Below are 16,190 nucleotides of genomic sequence, written 5' to 3'. Positions count from 1 at the left end.
ATTACATGCCGGAACCCTCTGAAAGAGAGACCGGATCATCAATGACCGGGGGAAAACTTTTTACTCCGTCGCGTCGGCATCGCCGTCGCCGGATCGTCCGGCCACGGGTGTTTCGGATAACGCCCTTTCATTTCCTTCTGCACTTCACGCCAGGCTCCCTGCCAGAACCCCGCTAAATCCCGGGTAATTTGCAACGGACGCATTGCGGGTGATAACAGTTCCAGCACCAGAGGTATACGGCCTCCGGCGATCACCGGGGTGGTAGCTTCACCATACATTTCCTGTATGCGGACAGCCAGTACCGGTGATTGCCCGACAGTATAGCGGATCAATAACCGACTCCCCGTCGGCACAGTGTAATGAGTTGGTAGCTCACTATCCAGTCGCTGACGTTGTGACCATGTGATTAAATGTAATAAAGCTGATGAAATATTAATAGTATTAAACGAACGGGCATCGGTCACTGCACTCATTTCCGGCAACAGCCAGGTTTCCAGGCTATCCAGCAATGCTTCGTCTTCCATTGCCGGCCAGTCCTCCTGTGGCAACCATTCTGCTGCACAGGCCAGCCTGGCCCGCAACTGTTCAGACGCCGGTGACCAGGGTAATACCTTCAGCCCTTTCGCTCTGACCCAGCGCAGCATCGCCTGATGAAGCAGTGCCGCCTCCGGACGTTCCCCGGGCCTGGAGCTCAGGATCAACGCCCCGATAGCCTTCCGGCGGTGCACCCGCAATATCCCTTTTTCTTCATCCCATTCCACTTCATCCCGCTCTTTTGCAAGCCCGGGATAGCTGGCCTGTAACGCGGTAATATCCACCGGCAGCGCCAGACGGATACGGGCCTCTGATGCCTGTGCATTCAGCGATAAATGTAAAACGATAAGCCATTCATGCCTGACCAGCGGAGAGTCGTTCAGGGTGCTGGCCCCGATACCTTTGGCCAGCAGGTAGCGTCCGCTCTGACCTCGCTGCCGTGCTAACTGGTCGGCAAACCCGGCCATCAGTAACTCCGCGACTCTGCCATCTTCTGGCTGCGCTGCGGCCAGCCCGCTTTTTTTCTGTAACGCTTTTGCACGAAGGCGCCAGCTCTCCTGCGGGTGCAGAAAGAGCGACATAAGATCCCCGTCATGCCGTCGGGGAGGATCTTCCAGAATCGCTACCAGCAGACTGGCTGTTGCCATCGCCTCCGGCGAGTGCATCCCTGCGCTGAGCAAAGCCGCCAGTCGCGGGTCGGTCCCGGCCCCCGCCATCTGCCGCCCGCGGGCAGTTAACTGATGCCGGTCATTGACCGCCCCCAGCTGTTCCAGTACCTGCAGTGCTGCCTGACCGTGTTTTTCCGGCGGGCAATCCAGCCATTGCAGCTGAGAGACCTGCGAACACCCCCAGGTCAGTACATCCAGCATCAGTCCGCTAAGGTCACTGTGCAGAATTTCCGCATCTGCGGTCGCAGCCGCCCGTTCCGCCTGTTCCTGACTGATTAAATGCCAGCAAATGCCTGGCGCCAGCCGGCCTGCACGTCCGGCCCGCTGCACCATGGAGGACTGACTGATGCGCTGTGTTTGTAAAATACTCAGTCCGCTTTTACTGTCGAAGCGGACGGATCGTTCCAGGCACGAATCAACGACCAGGGTAATCCCTTCAATGGTCAGGCTGGTCTCGGCAATATTGGTCGCCAGCACCACTTTCCGTAGCCCCGGGGCTGACGGGGCGATTGCTTGCTGCTGAGCGGCCAGCCCCATCGCGCCATATAAAGGAAAGAGGCCGGTGTCATCACTCAGACGGCCACTCAGCGCTTCCTTTACTGCCAGAATCTCTTTTTCTCCCGGCAGAAACAGCAATAACGACCCCGGATGTTCGTTCATTATCTGTGCGGTCTCGCGGGCAACGGCCTGTGCAAAAGGCAGTCTGGCAGACAATGAAATAAATCGCCGCTCTACAGGAAAACTCCGTCCGCCGGAAATAATGACCGGGGCGTCGGGGAGCAACCCGGTCAGTCGCTGATGGTCGAGCGTGGCAGACATTAATAAGATTTTCAGGTCATCCCGCAGGCTCTGCTGCACATCCAGCAATAATGCTAATGACAGGTCAGCCTGCAAGCTGCGTTCATGGAATTCGTCAAGGATCACCAGCGACACCCCATTCAGCTCGGGATCCTGCTGTAACATGCGCGTCAGAATACCCTCGGTCACCACCTCCAGTCGTGTCTGCGGCCCTGTCCTGCTTTCCCCGCGCATGCGGTAACCAATGGTCTGGCCGGGAACTTCACCCAGCGTCTCTGCCAGACGACGGGCGACACTCCTGGCCGCCAGACGACGGGGTTCCAGCAGAATAATCCGCCCTTCGCCCTGCACTTTCTCAAGCAGTTGCAGGGGTAACCAGGTCGACTTCCCCGCGCCTGGCGGCGCTATCAGTAAGACCTGAGGCGCGCGCTCCAGCGCTTCAGACAATTCATCCAGTACTTCACTGACCGGTAATGACTGCAACGAAAACTCCGCACAAGCTATGGTAATATTGCCGGCATGATAACACTCAACGAAATCATCCTCACCTTTGCCCGCCTGCTCACCGTCAGCGATGCTGACGGTGAGCAGCAACTTAGCTGTTCTTTCTGAGGGCGCAGAGATGACCGGACCCCAATATTTTTTTGCCCTCACGTTGCCCGCGGGGCTGCAACGTTCTCTGGTCGCCTGGCGGGCAGAGCATTTTCCGGCGGATTACGGGCGTCCGCTGCCTGCGGCCGGGCTGATGATGACACTGGCCTGGCTCGGGGAGATCAGTGAGTCCTCCGTTGAACATCTGCAACAGCAGGCCGCCCGTATCCGGCAACCTGCCTTTACCCTGACGCTAAACGATGCCGGCCACTGGCCCCGGTCAGGGCATATCTGGCTGGGGAGCCGTTCCGCCCCCTCAGGACTATTACAGCTGGCGGCCCTGCTGCGTGCACGGGCGGCTCGCCAGGGGTGCCCGCAGCCGTCCCTGCCTTTTCATCCGCATGTGCGGCTCATCCATCAGGCTTTTCAGCCGGTGAAACTGCCTGCGCCGGGATTTTCGTGGCACACCCGGATAACAGACTTCTCCCTGATGGCCATCCCCGGCAGCGGCCGGAAGCGGGCTGCACGTTGTGTGGCTCGTTTTCCTTTACTGACCGATACTATTCCATAAAGAGATTTTCATTATGCAGTTCATTCCCGCACTGAAATCTGCCCGTTTAATTAAGCGTTATAAACGTTTTCTGGCCGATGTGGAGACCCCGCAAGGAGACGTGTTTACGCTTCACTGTGCCAATACCGGCGCAATGACCGGCTGTGCAACGCCCGGAGATACCGTATGGTATTCCACCTCCGACAGCAAAACCCGGAAGTATCCTCATAGCTGGGAACTGACCGAAACCGCTGCCGGCGATTGGATTTGCGTCAACACATTGCGGGCTAATTCCCTTTTTTACGAAGCCTTTACCGGCGGCGTGATCTCTGAACTGGCGGGTTACCGTGACTGTAAACGTGAAGTGAAATACGGCGCAGAAGGTAGCCGGATAGATTTCCTGCTCCGGGCACCGGGGGTCGCGGATTGCTACGTTGAGGTAAAATCGGTCACGCTGCTGGAGGAGGGAAAAGGATATTTTCCCGATGCCGTCACGGTTCGCGGACAAAAGCATTTACGCGAATTAATGGCAATTGCGGCTTCAGGTCAGCGGGCCGTCCTTTTTTTTGCTGTCTTACATAGCGGAATTGAGCAAATAAACGTCGCACGACACATTGATCCCCGCTATGCAGCACTTCTTGATCAAGCCAGGGTAGCCGGGGTTGAAATTCTGGTCTATAAAGCATCGCTGACATCTGCCGATACTAAAATAGAATTTTCTATCGCTTTCGGACAGTAAAAGGCTGCAATCGTGTGTATTGCAAAGATAATTCTGTGTTTTGATGTCAAACTTATTGACAAGTGAGTAACAAGACACAATATCAGTAATTGCCAATAGGGATAGCTTCTGCTATTTATAGCGGCCTGTTTTTTTCCCTCAATGGGAATCGATAGTGCGTGTTATCCAGGAGAAACAGCATGCAAGAAGGGCAAAACCGTAAAACATCGTCCCTGAGTATCCTCGCCATCGCTGGGGTGGAGCCATATCAAGGGAAACCGGGCGAAGAGTATATGAACGAAGCCCAGCTGACTCACTTCAGAAAAATTCTTGAAGCCTGGCGTAATCAACTCAGGGATGAAGTCGACCGTACTGTCACACATATGCAGGACGAAGCGGCGAACTTCCCGGATCCGGTTGACCGGGCCGCTCAGGAAGAAGAGTTCAGTCTGGAACTGCGTAACCGTGACCGTGAACGTAAACTGATTAAAAAAATCGAGAAGACACTGAAAAAAGTCGAAGATGACGATTTCGGTTACTGTGAATCCTGCGGTGTAGAGATTGGCATCCGTCGTCTTGAGGCCCGTCCGACAGCCGATTTATGTATCGATTGTAAGACGCTGGCCGAAATCCGTGAAAAGCAAATGGCTGGTTAATTCCGGTCCTGAGCTTACTCAGCCGGGCGGCACCGCCATTGCGGAAGTGTTGCCCGGTCATTCCTGCTGATGATGTTGAAAAATTCCTGTATCGGGCGCTTTGCCCCCTCACCTTCCGGCCCCTTGCATTTCGGCTCGCTGATTGCCGCCCTCGGCAGCTATCTTAGCGCCCGTGCACAACACGGCACCTGGTGGGTACGTATCGAAGACATTGATCCCCCCCGTGAAACGGAAGGGGCCGCCGATACCATCCTGAAGCAACTCGACCATTATGGTCTGCACTGGGACGGCGACGTACTCTGGCAATCCCGCCGGACAGAGGCGTATCTTGATATTCTTCAGCAGCTCATTTCACACCACCAAAGTTATTTCTGTCACTGCAGCCGCCGCCGAATCCGTCAGAACGGAGGCTATTATGACGGACATTGCCGCCACCTGAATCTGCCTGCCGGGCAGGCCGCCCTGCGTTTTTTTCAGCAACACCCGGTTTTCTCTTTTACCGACCGTCTGCGGGGCGACATTGTTGCGCATCCGTCACTGGCCGCCGAAGACTTTATTATTCATCGGCGTGACGGGTTATTTGCCTATAACCTCGCCGTGGTAGTGGATGACCACTATCAGGGCGTGACAGAAATCGTACGGGGCGCAGACCTGATTGAACCGACCGTCAGGCAAATCAGTTTGTATCAACAACTGGGCTGGCCGGTGCCCGATTATATGCATCTGCCACTGGTTATCTCGCCTGACGGAGGAAAATTATCCAAGCAGAACCATGCGCCGTCGTTACCGGCAGACGATCCGCGGCCGGTATTAGCCCGCGCTTTACAGTTTTTAGGGCAGCCGTTAGCTCAGCCCTGGCGGGATCTTTCGCGGGATGAGCTGTTAAAACAGGCAATAATACAATGGGATCCAGAGAAAATTCCGGTGAATGATGTTTTAATCCCGGCCGGATAACCGAACAGCATTCTCAAACAGCTCACAACAGGCTATGATTAGCCGCTGTTTTGAGCACCACTTAATTTATGCCACTGTCGAGGTGTACCATTTTTACCCGAGTAGCGAATTTCTGCCGGAAAGTTCTCCTTCGTGAAGAAGACGCGCCCGCAGAGAAAAAAGACCAAAATCTGATGACTGTCATTCCACGCGATCAGCACAATATCTCCCGTCGCGACATCAGCGAAAATGCGCTGAAGGTATTGTATCGCTTAAACAAAGCAGGCTTTGAAGCCTATCTGGTTGGCGGCGGTGTCCGGGATCTTCTGCTGGGTAAAAAACCGAAAGATTTCGACATTACCACCAATGCCACCCCTGAGCAGATGCGCAAGCTGTTCCGTAACTGCCGCCTGGTCGGCAGACGCTTCCGTCTGGCTCATGTCATGTTCGGCCCTGAGGTTATCGAGGTTGCCACCTTCCGCGGCCATCATGCGCTGGAAACCGCGACCGATACCACAGAGGATCGTAACCAGTCTCAGCGCGGTCAGAACGGGATGCTGCTGCGGGACAATATTTTTGGCTCGATTGAAGATGATGCCCAGCGCCGTGACCTGACCATCAATAGCCTCTACTACAGCGTGGCCGACTTCACGGTCCGTGATTATGTCGGCGGCCTGCAGGATTTGCAGCAGGGCATTATCCGCCTGATTGGCGATCCGGAAACCCGTTATCGCGAAGACCCGGTGCGCATGCTTCGCGTGGTCCGTTTCGCGGCGAAACTGAATATGTCTATCGACCCGCAGACCGCAGAGCCGATTACGCGACTGGCGATCCTGCTGAAAGATATTCCTTCCGCACGGCTATTTGAAGAGTCTCTGAAGCTGCTGCAGGCCGGTTATGGCGAGCAGACCTATGCTCTGCTCAAACAATACCAGCTCTTCCAGCCCCTGTTCCCGACCATTACACAGTATCTGACCGCTCAGGAAGACAGTGCAATGGAACGTATGATCGTTCAGGTGCTGAAAAATACCGATACGCGCATTCATAATGATATGCGGGTCAATCCGGCATTCCTGTTTGCGGCCATGCTCTGGTATCCGCAGTCTGAACGGGCGCAACAGATTGCTCAGGAAAGTGGTTTGCCATGGTACGAGGCCTTTGCCCTGGCCATGAACGATACGCTGGATGAAGCGTGCCGCGCTATCGCCATCCCGAAACGCATTACCAGCCTGATCCGTGATATCTGGTCACTGCAGCTCCGTTTACCCCGCAGGCACGGCAAGCGCGCCTGGAAGCTGATGGAGCATCCGAAATTCCGCGCCGCTTACGATTTACTGCTGCTGCGGGCTGAAGTCGAAAACAATGCTGAGCTGGAACGTCTGGCCCAGTGGTGGGGTGAGTTCCAGTCGGCTCCGCCTCCGCGTCAGGCCTCTATGATCCAGAATCTGGGCACGGATCCTACGCAGCGCCGCCGGCATAACCGCTCCCGCCGCCGTCAGCCTGCCGCACGGAAGAGCTGAATCATGACACGGGTCTACATTGCGCTGGGTAGTAATCTTGCGGACCCTCTGCACCAGGTGCAGGCCGCACTGAACGCGCTGGATGCCATTCCCGGCAGCCGGCGTGTCGCGACCTCCTCCCTGTACCGTACTCCGCCTTACGGGCCCGCCGATCAGCCGGATTATCTGAATGCCGTGATTGCCCTTGAGACCTCTCTGGACGCTGCCGGTTTACTTGATCACACCCAGCGTATTGAGCTGGAACAAGGTCGTGTCCGCAAAGATGAGCGCTGGGGGCCACGCACGCTGGACCTCGATATCTTATTATTTGGTCAGCAGGTTATCGATACTCCGCGTTTAACGGTTCCGCATTATGATATGCACCGGCGAGCATTTATGCTGCTTCCTCTGAACGAAATCGCCCCGGACTGCCGTCTTCCTGATGGCCGTCTGGTCAGTGAGTTACTGACCCCGCTGGACACCCGCGACATTACCCTCTGGTAACTTATCCCTGCAGGGGGCATTCCCCCTCTCACGGCATTACGGTAAACTCACTCATCAAAAAAATGATGACAAGAGGTTACTTTGCAATCTGTTACCATTCAGGATCTCAGAAAATGGAAGCAGTCAGGAGAGAAATTTGCCGCACTGACAGCCTACGACTATAGCTTTGCTCACCTTTTCGCGGAACAGGCGATCCCTGTTCTGCTGGTCGGGGATTCTCTGGGAATGACCCTTCAGGGACATGATTCAACATTACCTGTCACCGTGGCTGATATTGCTTATCACACCGCGATGGTGCGTAAAGGCGCCCCCGCGGCGCTGCTGATGTCAGACCTTCCCTTTATGAGCTATGCCACCCCGCAACAATCCTGTGAGAACGCCTCTCAGCTGATGCGCGCCGGGGCGAATATGGTGAAACTGGAAGGAGGCGCCTGGCTGAGTGAGACCGTACGCTGTCTGACCGAGCGGGCAGTGCCGGTCTGTGGACATCTGGGACTGACGCCCCAATCGGTAAATATTTTTGGCGGCTACAAGGTTCAGGGCCGCGAGCAGGCGGCCGCAGACACGTTGCTCAGTGATGCACTGGCACTGGAACGGGCTGGCGCGCAACTGCTGGTGCTCGAATGCGTACCGGCATCGCTGGCCCGGCAGATCACCGGAGAATTATCCATCCCGGTGATCGGGATCGGCGCCGGCCCCGGCACCGACGGACAGATTCTGGTCATGCATGATGCCTTAGGGATCACCGCCGGTAAGCCCCCGAAATTCAGCAAAAACTTCCTTGCCGACACCGGGGATATCCGCACTGCCGTTGCGCTTTACAAACGTCAGGTCGCGGAAGGCCGTTATCCCGCAACGGAACATTGTTTCCAGTAATTATTTCAATAAGAAAGGAAGAATAGCGTGCTTATTATTGAAACACCGGCAGCCTTACAGGAAGAAATCAGCCGTCTGCGACGAAAAAATCTGCGCATTGCCCTGGTGCCGACGATGGGAAACCTGCATGACGGGCATTTGCAGCTGATCTCAACCGCCAGAGCACAGGCCGATATCGTCGTCGCCTCCATTTTTGTGAACCCGATGCAATTTGATCGGCCTGAGGATTTGTCCCGTTATCCACGGACCTTGCGTGAAGACAGCGAAAAGCTGGAACAATACCAGACCGATATTCTGTTTGTGCCCGGGGTCAGTGCTATTTATCCTCAGGGGACCGGCGAGCAGACCTTTGTCGAGGTCCCCGGGCTTTCCGGTTTGCTTGAAGGGGCCAGCCGGCCTGGCCATTTCAGGGGCGTCACGACCATTGTCAGTAAGCTGTTTAATATGGTGCGGCCGGATATCGCCTGTTTCGGTGAGAAAGATTTTCAGCAGTTACTCGTCATCCGTAAAATGGTGGCGGACCTGGGCTATCCGATAGAGATTATCGGCGTGCCTACCGTACGTGCCGCGGATAACCTGGCGTTAAGTTCACGTAATGGCTATCTGACCCCGAAAGAGCGTAAGACAGCCCCTTACCTGAGCCGGGTGATGAACACTCTCGCTGACCGGCTGACGGCCGGAGAGAGCGATATCAGCACACTTATCGCGGAGGCGGGATCACAGCTCCGTGACTATGGGTTTACCCCGGATAATATTGCGATTTGCGACAGCGAGACGCTGCATCCGCTGACATCTGAAAGCCGCAATGCGGTGATCCTGATGGCCGCCTGGCTGGGTCATGCCAGACTGATTGATAATCAATGTGTGGCTTTATCGCAGGCTTGAGGTTTAGGGTGACGTGACAGGCGGGAAAGTTTCCCCGCCACCGACCGGTGGCGGGGTGCGGAGATCAGCTACGTAAGCCTCTGCCGCGCTGGATCAGTGTCCAGACCAGGGTATAGAACGCCGCGATAAAGACCAGCAGAATAGTAATGGTTAACGCGACCGGAACGTCACTGATCCCCAGGAAGCCATAACGGAACCCGCTGATCATGTAGACGATAGGGTTCAGTTTGGAAATCACCTGCCAGACCGGCGGCAGCAGAGACAGCGAATAAAACACGCCGCCCAGATAGGTCAGCGGTGTCAGCACGAACGTCGGGATCAGGCTGATATCATCGAACGAACGGGCAAAGACCGCATTCAGCAGCCCGGCCAGCGAAAACAGTACCGATGTCAGGACGATGGTTAACGCGACCATCGGCCAGAAATAGACATGGAACGGGACAAAGCACAGTGAAATCGCCGTGACCAGAATCCCGACACAGATCCCCCGCGCCACGCCGCCACCGACATAGCCGGCAATAATGATATGAGTCGGCACCGGCGCGACCAGCAATTCTTCAATATTGCGCTGAAATTTTGCACTGAAAAAAGAAGAGGCCACATTGGAATAGGAGTTGGTGATCACCGACATCATAATCAGTCCCGGCACGATGAACTGCATATAACTGAAGCCATGCATATCACCGATTCGGGAACCAATCAGGTTTCCGAAAATAATAAAATAGAGCGTCATGGTGATCACCGGTGGCACCAGTGTCTGTATCCAGATCCGCATAAAACGATGGATCTCTTTGCCCCAGATACTCTTTAACGCGACCCAATATAAATGCGTCATGAACTTCCCTCCGCAGAACCATTAACCAGACTGACGAAGAGCTCTTCCAGACGGTTGGCTTTATTACGCATACTCAATACCGAAATCCCCTGAGATGTCAGCTGACTGAAGACATCATTCAGCCCCTGCTCCCGCAATACTTCGACTTCCAGGGTCGAGGCATCCACCAGCTGAGCAGTGAATCCGTCAAGGACCGGACGCGGACTGTCCGGCGAAAGGTCAAGAATAAAGGTTTCTGACTTCAGCTTGCCGAGCAGGGCTTTCATCGACGTATTTTCTACCAGCTCTCCCCGCTGAATAATGCCGATATTGCGGCATAGCATCTCGGCCTCTTCAAGGTAGTGGGTCGTCAGAATAATCGTCGTCCCCTGCTCGTTCAGCGTTTTCAGAAAGGTCCACATGGAACGACGAAGCTCGATATCGACCCCGGCCGTCGGCTCATCAAGAATTAAGAGCTTAGGCTCATGCATCAGCGCACGGGCTATCATCAGGCGACGCTTCATTCCGCCGGACAACATTCTTGCCCGCTGATCACGTTTTTCCCAAAGGTCCAGCTGACGCAGGTATTTCTCCGCCCGGTTCAGCGCCTCTTTACGTTCAACACCATAATACCCTGCCTGGCTGACAACAATCCGCAGCACGGTTTCGAAAGGGTTAAAATTGAACTCCTGCGGTACCAGGCCTAACTGGCGCTTGGCGTTGACCTTGTCATTTTCCAGGTCATAGCCAAACACTTTCACCTGTCCGGAGGTTTTGTTCACCAGGGAACTGATGATACCAATCGTGGTTGATTTACCGGCACCGTTCGGGCCCAGTAAGGCGTAAAAATCTCCGGCCCTGACAGTCAGATCCAGCCCTTTCAGGGCATGGACCGCCTCACCATAGGTTTTAGTCAGCCCGGAGATTTCCAGTGCATACGTCATACCTGTTCCATCCTGAGATAATAAAGGAATTAAAGTTAATTTTTACCGCGATTTCGTCGGGGGTTCCGCGAATGACTGCTGACGCCTGAGATCTGAACCGTCCGTTAAGACCGGCTAAACCGTGCGAATCTGGCGGATGACGGCAGTGGCTGTCTGAAAGACGGTGAAGACCGGCAAAGTCCCTGATAAACGCAGACAGATCGGTTACGCCTTGTCAGTAACGACAGCATCGGTGATAAAGTGTGCTTAGTATAAATCAGGCCGGATTAACCGGCCTGAAAGATCGTGCTATTGATACGCCGGATTCAGGGTTCCAGAATCACCACTTTGCCGACATAAGGCAGATGACGATAACGCTGAGCGTAATCAATACCGTAGCCCACAACAAACTCGTCCGGGATAGCGAAGCCGACATACTCGACATCCACATTCACTTCCCGGCGCTCAGGCTTATCCAGCAGCGTACAGATAGCCAGAGATTTTGGCTCACACAGGCGTAAAATCTCACGCACTTTGCTCAGGGTGTTACCGGAATCGATAATATCTTCAACAATCAGTACATCTTTGCCCCGGATATCTTCATCAAGATCTTTAATGATTTTGACATCCCGGGTACTCGACATACCATTGCCATAACTTGAGGCCGTAATAAAATCGACTTCGTGAGAAACGTCTATTGCCCGGCACAAATCGGCCATAAACATAAATGATCCACGTAACAGTCCGACCAGCACAATATCATTGCCGCGATCACGGTAATCTGCAGAGATTTGCTGGCCCAGAGCTGTAATACGCTGTCTGATTTCCTCTTCAGAAATCATCACTTCTACGGTGTGTTTCATAATATATATCTCACTGATTTTACTCAGCTTAACCTCATCAATGGCGGGGATTAATACAGTCATGATCCGCAGATCATGGCGGGGATTATCGCACAGACCTGCCACCACACGATAGCCTGAGAACCGATTAAGTCCCTGAAATCAGGCCGGTGGCCGCCCTCAGCCCCGCCGGGGCCGGCGGGGCTGAGGGACACTGCGGCTATGGATATCAGGTCCGGCTGACCGTGAAGCCGAGCATCATGCCGGTATCTTCATGTTCCAGCAGATGACAGTGGGCCATATAGGCCTGGTTCTGGCTGGCCGTATGGGTAAAGTTCACCAGAATTTCACTGACGCCCCCCTCCACCCGGACAATATCCTTCCATCCCTGACGATGTGCCGCGACCGGCAGTCCGTTTTCCGACAGGATCCTGAACTGAGTGCCATGGACATGGAAAGGATGCAGCATCATGTCGCCCTGTCCACTGATACGCCAGACCTCTGTCGTCTGAAGCGGCACATCAAAAGCCGGGTGATTCATATCAAAGGCTTTACCATTGATTTTATTTCCCTGATGAAAATCATACGCTTTACCGGAACTTTTCGCAGGATGTGCCTCCATCGTCATACCCGACATTCCCGGCATCTTATCCATCCCGCTGCCTGTCGCCTGAGAAGACATCGACTGATGTGGCATCGCCATCCCCGCCATACTGTTGTCTGGCGACGTGGTTTCCCCCATCGACATGCCGCCCATCGCTTTATGCCCGTAGCGGTTAATCAGTGCCGCCATCCCCTGCTGGTCCAGCTGCTTATCCATGGATAACTGCAAGGTTCTTTTAGTCATTCCTGCCAGACTCTCCTGCGCGGGCAGCGATGGCATCACCGAGAGGGTATCCGGTAGCGTGCTGCTACCAGCGATGCGTATCGGCAACACATTCAGCACCGGTAACGGCTGGTCAAACGGGGCAAGGACCATGCCAGCCTGCTCTGTCGGCAACGTCACTAAGTCAAACGCTTTACCGTCACTGGTATCGACCATCACTTCAAAGCGTTCGCCCGGGATCATCTCCAGGCTATCCACCTTGACGGGCTGAGCCAGTAATCCCCCATCGCTGGCGATAACATAGAGTGGACGTTGATCACTGGTACTGAGAATAAGGCTGCGCGCGTTACAGCCGTTAAGCATCCTGAAACGTACCCAGCCACGAGGCACCGCATGCTGCGGGTAGCTGACCCCGTTAGTCAGCATCATATTGCCAAACCAGCCGACCGCAGCCCGCATAATATCCAGCTGATAGTCAATCTGCGTACCCTCGACCGTCAGTTGTTTGTCCTGGAATATCAGCGGAATATCATCCACTCCCCACTCAATCGGCAGACGTAACAGGTCAATTTCATCATCGTCAATGATAAGCATTCCTGCCAGTCCTTTCGCGACCTGAAAACCGGTATGACCGTGGTAATGCGGATGATACCAGCAGGTTGCGGCTTGCTGGTCCGGCGTAAAGGTCACTTCCCGCCGCCCTCCCGCCGGGATCACTTCCTGCGGTCCGCCATCCACCTCGCCTCCGACTTTCAGTCCATGCCAGTGGAGGGTGGTAGCCATCGGTAACGTGTTATTAATGTCGATAGTGACCTGCTGCTGACGGCGCAGACGCAGTACCGGGCCCAGCAGGCTGCCATTATAGCCCCAGGTAGGGACTTCCCGGCCCTGCCAGCGGGTCATCCCGGTCATCGCCGTTAACCGTATCCGCTGGCGGATATCCGGGGTCAGTTGGGGGGGGACGGGCAACAGAGGTCTGGTTGCAGCCATCAGAGAACGGCTCCAGACCGGGAGTAAGCCTGCCGCTGCACACGCGGTAGTCAGCTTCAGAAAATCTCGACGCTGCATAACGGAATTTCCTTAGACGAAAAAAGCATTTGATAAGCATAAACCTTATCCCTGCGGGAAGGTCAAGGCTCACGCCCTTTCGGGCCGGTCAAAATAATCGTCATACTGACAGCAACTATGCTAACGTGGATGACATGATAGCGACCAGAGAACCCCAATGACTAAAATCTTCAGGCTGCTGCTGCTGACCGCTTTACTGAGTGTCACCGGCACCAGCTTTGCACTCGATGAATCTCAGGCAGAAGATATGGCTGACTTAACGGCCGTCTTTATTTACCTGAAAAATGACTGTGGCTATCAGGATATTCCCGATAATCAGATCAGAAATGCCCTTATTTTTTTCGCCCGCCAGAATCGCTGGGATTTAACTAACTATAATCAGATGAATATGCAGCAACGTGGCGAATCAAGCTATGAAGACCTGAGTGGGATTGCCGTGCCCCGGACTCAGAAATGCCAATCGCTGGCCGATAAATCACTCAGTCTGCTCGCTTATGTGAATAAGTAATCCGGAGGCTGATGCCGTGCATCACTGCCGGGACTTCGTTATCATCACCCGTTCATTTTTATCATCCGGTACCAGAGGGGAGTTATCACGTGTCACAGCACGATAAATGGCATGAAACATTGCATGACGGGTTCGGGCAATACTTTACCGTCGATAAAGAACTTTATCGGGATAAGACCGAACACCAGGATTTAGTGATTTTTGAAAACAGTGCCTTCGGCAGAGTTATGGCGCTGGATGGTGTGGTACAAACCACCGAACGTGATGAGTTTATCTACCATGAGATGCTGACCCATGTCCCGCTGTTCGCCCATGGCGAAGCCCGCAGTGTGCTGATTATCGGCGGCGGTGATGGCGGAATGTTACGTGAGGTCGCCCGTCATCCTGGCGTGGAACGTATCACTATGGTCGAAATTGATGCCGGGGTCGTGACCTTCTGCCGTGAGTATCTGCCGAATCACAGTGCGGGTGCCTACGATGATCCCCGCTTTACGCTGGTGATCGACGACGGTGTTAACTTCGTGAATCAGACGGACCAGAAGTTTGATGTGATCATTTCTGACTGTACGGATCCGATAGGTCCCGGTGAAAGCCTCTTCACCTCCGATTTCTACGAAGGCTGCCAGCGTTGCCTGAATGAAGGCGGGATCTTCGTCGCGCAGAACGGCGTCTGTTTCCTGCAGCAGGAAGAAGCGGTCAACAGTCATCGTCGCCTGCGCCCTTATTTCTCTGATGTCAGCTTTTACCAGGCCGCAGTTCCGACCTATTACGGCGGGATTATGACCTTTGCCTGGGCGAGTAATAACGAGTCACTGCGCACGCTTACTCATGAGACGCTCACTCAGCGCATTGAGGAGTCCGGCATCACCTGCCGTTATTATACGCCGGCGATCCATCAGGGCAGTTTTGCCTTACCACAGTATTTACTGGATGCTCTGGCAGCAGAGTGATCCGCAACGATCCCTAAAGGAGGTGGACTAAATTGCAAAAGCTAAAACTACATGGCTTCAACAATCTGACGAAAAGCCTGAGTTTTTGTATCTATGATATTTGCTACGCGAACACAAAAGAAGAACGTGACGGCTACATCGCATATATCGACGAGCAATATAATGCTAACCGACTGACCGAAATTCTGACGGAAACCTGTTCGATTATCGGGGCGAATGTCCTGAACATCGCCCGCCAGGACTATGAGCCCCAGGGGGCCAGCGTCACTATCCTGGTGAGTGAAGAACCGGTTAATCCTGACGATATCGACACTTCAGAGCATCCCGGCCCGCTACCGGACGCGATAGTGGCACATCTCGATAAAAGTCATATCTGCGTACACACCTACCCGGAAAGCCATCCCGAAGGCGGTCTCTGCACTTTCCGCGCGGATATTGAGGTGTCGACCTGTGGTGTGATTTCCCCGCTGAATGCCCTGAACTACCTGATCCACCAACTGGAATCCGATATCGTCACCATCGACTACCGTGTCCGGGGATTCACCCGCGATATTAACGGGGTAAAACATTTCATCGACCATGAAATCAATTCGATTCAGAATTTTATGTCAGGCAATATGAAATCGATGTACGACATGATGGATGTGAATGTCTATCAGGAAAACATCTTTCATACCAAAATGCTGCTGAAAGAGTTTGACCTGAAACACTACCTGTTCAATACCCGCCCGGAAGATTTAGCCCCCGGAGAACACCAGCGGATCACTGAACTGTTATGGAAAGAGATGCGTGAAATTTATTATGGCCGCAATATTCCGGCGGTAAATCAGAAATAAACGCTCACTGACCGGCACACTATTGCCGGTCTTTTCCTGCACTCCTGCCTGTCGTCTTCCGGTGACCCGGACGACCGTGTGGTAACGCCCTGCCTGTAACAGGTTCTGTGACCCGGATGACCGTACGGCAACGCCCTGCTGTAACAGGTTCTGTGCCCCGGACGCCCGTGCGGTAACGCCCTGCCTGTAACCGTCCTGATACCTGAACGCC

At 54.2% G+C, this 16,190-nt stretch carries 16 protein-coding genes; 11 read left to right on the top strand and 5 right to left on the bottom strand.

Annotation, left to right across the window (positions count from 1 at the left end; translation table 11 throughout):
• Positions 1-38 precede the first annotated feature (38 nt).
• The gene (hrpB, locus tag ABD035_RS01950; protein WP_343867311.1) at positions 39-2,483 is read right to left on the bottom strand and encodes an ATP-dependent helicase HrpB; all 2,445 of its coding nucleotides are present in this window, start codon (positions 2,481-2,483) and stop codon (positions 39-41) included.
• A 139-nt stretch (positions 2,484-2,622) separates the two neighbouring features.
• Between hrpB and thpR the strand changes: the two genes are divergently transcribed.
• The 8 genes from thpR (at position 2,623) to panC (ending at position 9,212) form a co-directional block, all read left to right on the top strand.
• The gene (thpR, locus tag ABD035_RS01945; RefSeq protein ID WP_343867232.1) at positions 2,623-3,162 is read left to right on the top strand and encodes an RNA 2',3'-cyclic phosphodiesterase; all 540 of its coding nucleotides are present in this window, start codon (positions 2,623-2,625) and stop codon (positions 3,160-3,162) included.
• Positions 3,163-3,175: 13 nt separating this feature from the next.
• Positions 3,176-3,880, top strand: coding sequence for a DNA/RNA nuclease SfsA (gene sfsA, locus ABD035_RS01940; protein ID WP_343867230.1), 705 nt, complete (start codon positions 3,176-3,178; stop codon positions 3,878-3,880).
• Between the two features lie 179 nt (positions 3,881-4,059).
• Positions 4,060-4,515 (top strand): RNA polymerase-binding protein DksA, encoded by a 456-nt coding sequence (dksA, locus tag ABD035_RS01935; RefSeq protein ID WP_025901272.1) that lies wholly within the window; start codon positions 4,060-4,062, stop codon positions 4,513-4,515.
• 72 nt (positions 4,516-4,587) lie between these two features.
• Positions 4,588-5,469, top strand: coding sequence for a tRNA glutamyl-Q(34) synthetase GluQRS (gluQRS, locus tag ABD035_RS01930; RefSeq protein ID WP_343867309.1), 882 nt, complete (start codon positions 4,588-4,590; stop codon positions 5,467-5,469).
• Between the two features lie 89 nt (positions 5,470-5,558).
• The gene (gene pcnB / locus ABD035_RS01925; protein ID WP_212713212.1) at positions 5,559-6,968 is read left to right on the top strand and encodes a polynucleotide adenylyltransferase PcnB; all 1,410 of its coding nucleotides are present in this window, start codon (positions 5,559-5,561) and stop codon (positions 6,966-6,968) included.
• 3 nt (positions 6,969-6,971) lie between these two features.
• Positions 6,972-7,451, top strand: coding sequence for a 2-amino-4-hydroxy-6-hydroxymethyldihydropteridine diphosphokinase (gene folK / locus ABD035_RS01920; RefSeq protein WP_343867228.1), 480 nt, complete (start codon positions 6,972-6,974; stop codon positions 7,449-7,451).
• A gap of 81 nt (positions 7,452-7,532) precedes the next feature.
• Complete coding sequence (gene panB, locus ABD035_RS01915; protein ID WP_343867226.1) at positions 7,533-8,327, top strand: 3-methyl-2-oxobutanoate hydroxymethyltransferase; 795 nt, start codon at positions 7,533-7,535, stop codon at positions 8,325-8,327.
• Positions 8,328-8,354: 27 nt separating this feature from the next.
• The gene (gene panC / locus ABD035_RS01910) at positions 8,355-9,212 is read left to right on the top strand and encodes a pantoate--beta-alanine ligase (RefSeq protein ID WP_343867224.1); all 858 of its coding nucleotides are present in this window, start codon (positions 8,355-8,357) and stop codon (positions 9,210-9,212) included.
• Between the two features lie 64 nt (positions 9,213-9,276).
• On the opposite strand, the gene ABD035_RS01905 is transcribed toward panC, so the two are convergent.
• The 4 genes from ABD035_RS01905 to cueO all read right to left on the bottom strand — a co-directional run bounded on the left by ABD035_RS01905 (position 9,277) and on the right by cueO (position 13,685).
• The gene (locus tag ABD035_RS01905; RefSeq protein WP_025901267.1) at positions 9,277-10,047 is read right to left on the bottom strand and encodes an ABC transporter permease; all 771 of its coding nucleotides are present in this window, start codon (positions 10,045-10,047) and stop codon (positions 9,277-9,279) included.
• Positions 10,044-10,970: an ABC transporter ATP-binding protein gene (locus tag ABD035_RS01900; RefSeq protein WP_343867220.1), complete on the bottom strand. Its 927-nt coding sequence runs from the start codon at positions 10,968-10,970 to the stop codon at positions 10,044-10,046. The genes ABD035_RS01905 and ABD035_RS01900 overlap by 4 nt, the downstream gene beginning before the upstream one ends.
• A 305-nt stretch (positions 10,971-11,275) precedes the next feature.
• Positions 11,276-11,812 carry a hypoxanthine phosphoribosyltransferase gene (gene hpt / locus ABD035_RS01895; protein WP_343867218.1) on the bottom strand — a complete coding sequence of 179 codons (537 nt, stop codon included), beginning with the start codon at positions 11,810-11,812 and terminating at the stop codon, positions 11,276-11,278.
• Between the two features lie 208 nt (positions 11,813-12,020).
• Positions 12,021-13,685 carry a multicopper oxidase CueO gene (gene cueO, locus ABD035_RS01890; RefSeq protein ID WP_343867216.1) on the bottom strand — a complete coding sequence of 555 codons (1,665 nt, stop codon included), beginning with the start codon at positions 13,683-13,685 and terminating at the stop codon, positions 12,021-12,023.
• Between the two features lie 157 nt (positions 13,686-13,842).
• Between cueO and ABD035_RS01885 the strand changes: the two genes are divergently transcribed.
• The 3 genes from ABD035_RS01885 to speD all read left to right on the top strand — a co-directional run bounded on the left by ABD035_RS01885 (position 13,843) and on the right by speD (position 15,979).
• Positions 13,843-14,193: a YacC family pilotin-like protein gene (locus ABD035_RS01885; RefSeq protein WP_212713025.1), complete on the top strand. Its 351-nt coding sequence runs from the start codon at positions 13,843-13,845 to the stop codon at positions 14,191-14,193.
• An 89-nt stretch (positions 14,194-14,282) separates the two neighbouring features.
• Positions 14,283-15,143 carry a polyamine aminopropyltransferase gene (gene speE / locus ABD035_RS01880; protein ID WP_343867214.1) on the top strand — a complete coding sequence of 287 codons (861 nt, stop codon included), beginning with the start codon at positions 14,283-14,285 and terminating at the stop codon, positions 15,141-15,143.
• A gap of 32 nt (positions 15,144-15,175) precedes the next feature.
• On the top strand, positions 15,176-15,979 hold the full coding sequence (gene speD / locus ABD035_RS01875; RefSeq protein WP_212713027.1) for an adenosylmethionine decarboxylase: 804 nt from the start codon (positions 15,176-15,178) through the stop codon (positions 15,977-15,979).
• Positions 15,980-16,190 lie beyond the last annotated feature (211 nt).

The organism is Tatumella terrea (genome assembly GCF_039523755.1).
In the GTDB taxonomy this organism is placed as follows: domain Bacteria; phylum Pseudomonadota; class Gammaproteobacteria; order Enterobacterales; family Enterobacteriaceae; genus Tatumella; species Tatumella terrea.
This window is presented reverse-complemented; position numbering and strand designations above follow the sequence as displayed.

Coding starts and splice junctions, on each gene's coding strand:
- thpR (WP_343867232.1), top strand. CDS start 2,623: ATGACCGGACCCCAATATTTTTTTGCCCTCACGTTGCCCGCGGGGCTG.
- sfsA (WP_343867230.1), top strand. CDS start 3,176: ATGCAGTTCATTCCCGCACTGAAATCTGCCCGTTTAATTAAGCGTTAT.
- dksA (WP_025901272.1), top strand. CDS start 4,060: ATGCAAGAAGGGCAAAACCGTAAAACATCGTCCCTGAGTATCCTCGCC.
- gluQRS (WP_343867309.1), top strand. CDS start 4,588: ATGTTGAAAAATTCCTGTATCGGGCGCTTTGCCCCCTCACCTTCCGGC.
- folK (WP_343867228.1), top strand. CDS start 6,972: ATGACACGGGTCTACATTGCGCTGGGTAGTAATCTTGCGGACCCTCTG.
- ABD035_RS01905 (WP_025901267.1), bottom strand. CDS start 10,047: ATGACGCATTTATATTGGGTCGCGTTAAAGAGTATCTGGGGCAAAGAG.
- ABD035_RS01900 (WP_343867220.1), bottom strand. CDS start 10,970: ATGACGTATGCACTGGAAATCTCCGGGCTGACTAAAACCTATGGTGAG.
- hpt (WP_343867218.1), bottom strand. CDS start 11,812: ATGAAACACACCGTAGAAGTGATGATTTCTGAAGAGGAAATCAGACAG.
- cueO (WP_343867216.1), bottom strand. CDS start 13,685: ATGCAGCGTCGAGATTTTCTGAAGCTGACTACCGCGTGTGCAGCGGCA.
- ABD035_RS01885 (WP_212713025.1), top strand. CDS start 13,843: ATGACTAAAATCTTCAGGCTGCTGCTGCTGACCGCTTTACTGAGTGTC.